Source organism: Devosia sp. (assembly GCF_017307565.1).
GTDB lineage: Bacteria > Pseudomonadota > Alphaproteobacteria > Rhizobiales > Devosiaceae > Devosia.
In genome coordinates this window covers 1-5,204 of record NZ_JAFKHD010000169.1, presented here as the reverse complement: position 1 = coordinate 5,204, position 5,204 = coordinate 1, and the positions used below count along the sequence as shown (strand labels likewise).

The window sequence follows — 5,204 nt, the reverse complement described above, 5'->3', positions numbered from 1 at the left end:
TCTGTTTACGCGTGCCGTTCTTTAGTTTCCTTCCATCTTAGCGGTTGTACGGCATGTACCACTTCACCAGACCCTCGTCGCCCTTGGACAGGATCTTGGTGCCGCGGTTGGTGCGGATGTACTTGGCGTTGTGGCTGATCAGGCGGTGGCGCTTGCCGGCAACGCCGGCCTTCACCTTACCCGAGGCGGTGAAGCTGAAACGCTTCTTGGCGCCGGACTTGGTCTTCATCTTGGGCATTTTGCGGGTCCTTATTGGTCTTAACAGGCTCTTGCGAGCCCGTCGCTTTCAAAGACCGCCACGGCATGCCTTTTGGCCGGGCGGTCCGGAGATGGCGCTCTATAGGGGGAATAGGGGAGAAAGGCAAGACCTGCGGGTGAGGCAGCACGTGCAAACGATCCAACACAAATGCGTGCTCAACCTTGCCGAACATTCATGAAACTCGAGGGCGGCCTCAAGCGTATTTCCTGCGAGCTTCTGATGCAGACGCTTACCAAGCAATAGGAGATTATCATGCGTCTTTTCAAGACTTTCGCTGTCGCCGCCTTCCTCGCCACCTCTGCAGGCGCCACCATGGCCGCCCCTTATGAGGCACACACTTCGCTGCGCGGACTCGACCAGGCCAACTACGCCACAGTGTTGAAGGTCAGCCCTTCCGAAGCACGCCAGATGGCAATCAGCGTCGACACTGCTGCGCTGCAGCAGATCATCAAGAACAACCCCGCCCTGGCTCGGACCGTGGTCCAGCAGGGTTTCACCATCAGTGAAATCGTTGGGCTCGACTCGAGCGGCGGCGGCACCAGCGTCACGCTCTATGCGCTCTGACCTCTAGAGCATGCCAAAACGGGCGGCCAATGGCCGCCCGTTTTGTTTTCAGTGCGCCCCGGCGGTGACCGCGTCGTCCTTGTAGTGCCTGAGGGCGATGAAGACGGCGACCGCCAGCAAGCCGATCAGGCTCGCAGCACTCAGCAGCACCATGCCATGGGCATTCGAAAAGGCCGATCGCGCGGCCTCGATCAGTGGCTGCCCGGCTGGTCCGAGCTGTTCGGCCGCAATCATGGTTTCGCCGATGGAATAGGCAGCACTGACCGGCAAGTCGCTGGCAAGTTCAACCGGAATGCGCAAGGCACCCGAATAGCTCGAGGCCAGCAGCACCCCAAAGAAGGTGATGCCAAGGCCCGCGCCCAGCTCATAACCCGTGCCTTCGAGCGAGCCGGCGACGCCGGCCTTCTCGGGCGGAGCGCTCGACATGATGGCGATGGACGAAGCGGTCAGACCGATGCTGAGCGCCAGACCCAGGGCCACCATCAGCGCGACGACGCCAGGGCCGGGATTGTGAAAATCGCTGAAACCGAGCCCGGCAAGACTCAATGCCGCGGTTGCCAGCGACACCGCCGCCACATTGCGCAGCCCCAATTGCCCGACAGCAAAGCCGGCGATCGGCCCGCCAATGCCCGAGGCAATCACCAGCGGCAACATGAAAAGACCGGCCTGAAGGGGGCTATGGCCAACGACGAATTGCAGCTCCTGAGCCACGGTCAGTTCCACCCCCGCCAGCGACCCACAAACGACCAGCGCCATGATCATGCCCATGCTGATCGCCGGGCGCGAAAAGAGCGACAGGTCGAGCATGGGCTCTGCGGAGCTCATCTGCTGGCGCACGAACCAGGCAAGAAGGCCGAGGCCGCCGACAAGGCTGGCGCCGGTCGCCAGCGGCGAACTGCCCGGCTTGAAGCCGGATTTTATCGCATAGACAGTCGCGATCAGACCCGCGATCAGGATCAGCGCCTGGCCGATGGTCCAGTTGCCGGTCGCCGTCGTCTCACGGCGCGGAATGGTGAAATAGGCGAGCGGCCAGACAATCATCATCACCGGCACGTTGATGAGGAAGACCGAGCCCCACCAGAAATGTTCGAGAAGGGCCCCACCGGCGAGAGGGCCGAGTGCGGCGCCAGCCGAACCGACCGTGCCCCAAAGGCCCAGCGCCAGGGCGCGTTCCTTGGAATCCTCAAACGTCTGGCGAATGATGGCGAGAACATTGGGCATGATCATCGAGGCGCCGAAAGCCAGGCCCACGCGGGCCGCGATCAGCATCGTCGCCGTCGGCGCAAAGGCCGCGGCGACGGAAGCCACCAGAAAGACCAGGAGACCGGTCAGCATCATCCGCCGGTGCCCGACGCGGTCCGCCAATGTGCCCATGGGCACCAGCAGGCCCGCCATCATCAGCGGATAGATGTCGATGATCCAAAGAATCTCGGTGCCACTCGCGCCCAGGGCAAGCGTCAGCGAAGGCACGGCGATGTGCAGGATCGTCATGTCGATGACGACAGGAAGAAAAGCCAGCATGACGGCCAAAAGCACCAGCCAGCGGTTGCGCGGGGATGACATTTCCAGTTCCTCTTGGCAGACAGACCTATCGCTGCCGGATGACCGGCTATATAAATCCGTCTGGACGGATTGAAAAGAGATCGCCATGGGCCGGAAACAAACAATTGATCGCGGCGCGCTGCTCGATGCCGCCGAGCGCGTGGTGCTGCGCGATGGCGCGGGCCAGTTGACCATGGATGCGGTGGCTGCCGAGGCAGGGGTCAGCAAGGGTGGCGTTCTCTATGCCTTTCCCAGCAAGGACGCGCTGATCGACGCGCTCTTTACCCGCGCCTTTGCCGCTATGGACGAAATCGGTGACGCCTTTTTGGCCTCGGCTGGCGATACGCCGGAGAATCGCGTCCGGGCGCATGTGCTGGGCAGCAAGGGCGCAAGCGAACTCGTTACCGAGCGCTCGCTGGCCCTGATCGCCAATTTCATGCGCTCACCGCAATATCGGCAGGGCGCCCAGGACTATTATCGCGAAGCGCTCGCCAAGCTCGACACGTCAACGCCTGCCGGCCGCAAGGCCCGCCTGGCTCTCCTCGCGGTCGAAGGCGCAGCAACCCTGCGCGGCTTTGATCTCTATTCGATCACCGAAAAGGACTGGCAGGACATCCACGCCGATATTTTGGACCTCCTGCTCGGCTAGGCCCGCAAGGGGGAGGTTGGGGGGATGCCGGCAAGCGCGAATGTCCTCTCAGGCCCGGGCGGCCTTCAGCATCGGCTCGATGTGGTTTTCGAACAGCAGGCCAGGCTGCTCCGCCATCGCCGCCGCATAGGCCGCTTCCGCCGCCAGCGACACGCGCAGGAAACGCGCGACGCCGGCCACATCCACCGCCGAAAGCCCATAAAAGCCCGCTTCGAGCCGGCGCAGGATTTCGGTTTTCGATGCAATCATCCCTGCCGCCACATCCTTGCCGTTGCTCATCGAGCCATCGCGCTTGATGTAGTCGTGCAGTGGCGCCCCCAGATGCATGGAGAGCGGCACCTTGCCATAGAGCTGCAGCAGCAGTTCGAGATCGGTCATGTTGCTCAGGCCCGGATCGTAACGGGCATCGGTCTTCGTCCGGTCCCACACCACCATAGAATCCATGGACAGGCTCACCCACTTGTGTTCGCCAGGCGTCAGTTCCCGGTCCGGCCCGTCCCCGACATAACGCAGGTGGTCGAATTCCATGGTCATGACATCGAGCGCCGTGGTCACGATCGCATGGGTCTGCAGCGCTGCGACGGCCAATTCCAGCTTTTGCGGCTTTAGCCGGTCGTCGGCATCGAGAATGGCGACATAGGGCACGCTCAATTGCGCCAGCGCCACATTGCGGGTGCGCGAGGCGCCCGTGCCGATGCCGCCGCTGGTCATGAAGACCTGCCGGTCGTCCCTCAAACCCTGTTCCTCGAGAAAACCGGCATAGTCGAAGCCATCGTCGGCGATGATGAAATGCTGCCAGTCGGCATGGGTCTGGGTGAGCACGCTCTGCACCGTGGTGGGCAGGGTGTCCTGGGCGCGGAAGGCGGGCGTAATGACGGCGACGGTTCGGGACTGGGTCATAAAAATGCCTCTGATCGCTTCGCTGGCGCCGCCGGCTCAGGCTTGAACACGCGGGCCATAGGACCCATATCTGCCTCAGCCTGTCGATGCCAGAGTTTTGGGTCGGCAGTATTCGTTGCTTGCTTGAACAAGGACGGCGTAGATGTCGCGTATATCGGTCTTTTCCGCGCCTTTTCTCCTCGGCTTCGACAGCTTTGAGGAGAGGATCGATCGGCTTGCCCGGTCTGCGGACGGCTACCCCCCTTACAATATCGAGCGCACCGTCGGCGAAGACGGGTCGGAACGCTTCATCATCTCCATCGCGGTTGCCGGATTTTCCGACGCTGAACTGGAAGTGATGAGCGAGGACAACCAGCTTAACGTTCGCGGAAAGCAGAAGGACGAGCCGGGGCGGGAGTTCCTGCACCGGGGCATTGCCGCCCGGCAATTCCAGCGCACCTTCCTTCTTGCCGATGGCATGATCGTGAAAGATGCAACTTTGAGCCATGGCATGCTCGTTATTGCTCTTGAGCGTCCTCGCGCGCCCAAGCTAGCCCGCCGTATCGACATTCGCTCGCTTTGAAGGAAAGGGCCAAAAAATGATGGATAGACGCAATACCGACGCCGTTCCTGCCGACGCGCATCCGCTTCGGCACCTCACGCAGGCTCAGTTCGCTGCCCTTGGCGGCAGCGCCGTGGCCTATATCAAACCGGTTTCGGGCCTCGTGCTCTCGCACATGATCCGCGACGCCGAGTTCAACGAGACCGAGCTCTACCAGCTCGTCATGTCCGCAGACGGTACCCCGCTCATGGTGGCCGATACCGAAGATGCGGTGAACGAGTGGCTCGGCGACAAGAATCTGGGCCTCGCCACGCTGCACTAGGCCTTGTCGGCAGTCCTGCCGCAGGAACTAGCCAATCAAAACAAAAACCCCGCGAACCCTTGGGGTCCGCGGGGTTTTGATTTGATGGTGCCACGCTATCAGGCGGCGCAGGAATCCTCGAGCGGCGTGATCAGCAGCGCATAGAGGCGCTTCACGTCCGTCTCGCGGCGCAATTGGTCGATGACGCTTTCGGTACGCAGGAGCCGCGCCACGCGCGACAGGGCCTTCAAGTGATCGGCGCCGGCGCCGACAGGCGCGAGCAGCATGATCACCACATCGACCGGCTGGTCATCCACCGCATCGAAGTCGATGGGTGTATCCAGTCGGGCGAAGACAGCGGTCACGCCTTTGAGACCATTGAGCTTGCCATGGGGGATAGCAATACCATTCCCCAGGCCAGTCGACCCCAGTTCCTCGCGGCCAGCAA

General features: G+C 62.2%; 8 protein-coding genes. 4 read left to right on the top strand and 4 right to left on the bottom strand.

Annotated features, from left to right (window positions below):
- Positions 1–37: 37 nt before the first annotated feature.
- The gene (gene rpmI, locus J0I64_RS04700; protein WP_035084480.1) at positions 38–238 is read right to left on the bottom strand and encodes a 50S ribosomal protein L35; all 201 of its coding nucleotides are present in this window, start codon (positions 236–238) and stop codon (positions 38–40) included.
- Positions 239–511: 273 nt separating this feature from the next.
- On the opposite strand from rpmI, the gene J0I64_RS04695 reads away from it, so the two are divergent.
- The gene (locus J0I64_RS04695; RefSeq protein ID WP_291406453.1) at positions 512–823 is read left to right on the top strand and encodes a hypothetical protein; all 312 of its coding nucleotides are present in this window, start codon (positions 512–514) and stop codon (positions 821–823) included.
- Positions 824–871: 48 nt separating this feature from the next.
- Here J0I64_RS04695 and J0I64_RS04690 read toward each other — a convergent pair whose 3' ends face one another.
- Positions 872–2,386 carry an MFS transporter gene (locus J0I64_RS04690; RefSeq protein WP_291406452.1) on the bottom strand — a complete coding sequence of 505 codons (1,515 nt, stop codon included), beginning with the start codon at positions 2,384–2,386 and terminating at the stop codon, positions 872–874.
- 85 nt (positions 2,387–2,471) lie between these two features.
- On the opposite strand from J0I64_RS04690, the gene J0I64_RS04685 reads away from it, so the two are divergent.
- Positions 2,472–3,014, top strand: a complete 543-nt coding sequence (locus J0I64_RS04685) for a TetR/AcrR family transcriptional regulator (RefSeq protein ID WP_291406451.1) — start codon at positions 2,472–2,474, stop codon at positions 3,012–3,014.
- A gap of 48 nt (positions 3,015–3,062) precedes the next feature.
- On the opposite strand, the gene J0I64_RS04680 is transcribed toward J0I64_RS04685, so the two are convergent.
- Positions 3,063–3,914: a glycosyltransferase family A protein gene (locus tag J0I64_RS04680; RefSeq protein ID WP_291406450.1), complete on the bottom strand. Its 852-nt coding sequence runs from the start codon at positions 3,912–3,914 to the stop codon at positions 3,063–3,065.
- 142 nt (positions 3,915–4,056) lie between these two features.
- Here J0I64_RS04680 and J0I64_RS04675 point away from each other — a divergent pair, with 142 nt between their 5' ends.
- A complete protein-coding gene (locus J0I64_RS04675) occupies positions 4,057–4,476 on the top strand; it encodes an Hsp20 family protein (protein WP_291406449.1) in 420 nt (139 codons plus the stop codon).
- Between the two features lie 16 nt (positions 4,477–4,492).
- Positions 4,493–4,777, top strand: coding sequence for a DUF1150 family protein (locus tag J0I64_RS04670; RefSeq protein WP_291406448.1), 285 nt, complete (start codon positions 4,493–4,495; stop codon positions 4,775–4,777).
- A 98-nt stretch (positions 4,778–4,875) separates the two neighbouring features.
- Here the strand turns inward: J0I64_RS04670 and J0I64_RS04665 are convergent.
- A partial coding sequence (locus tag J0I64_RS04665; RefSeq protein WP_291406447.1) for a PTS sugar transporter subunit IIA occupies positions 4,876–5,204 on the bottom strand: 329 nt, incomplete at its 5' end.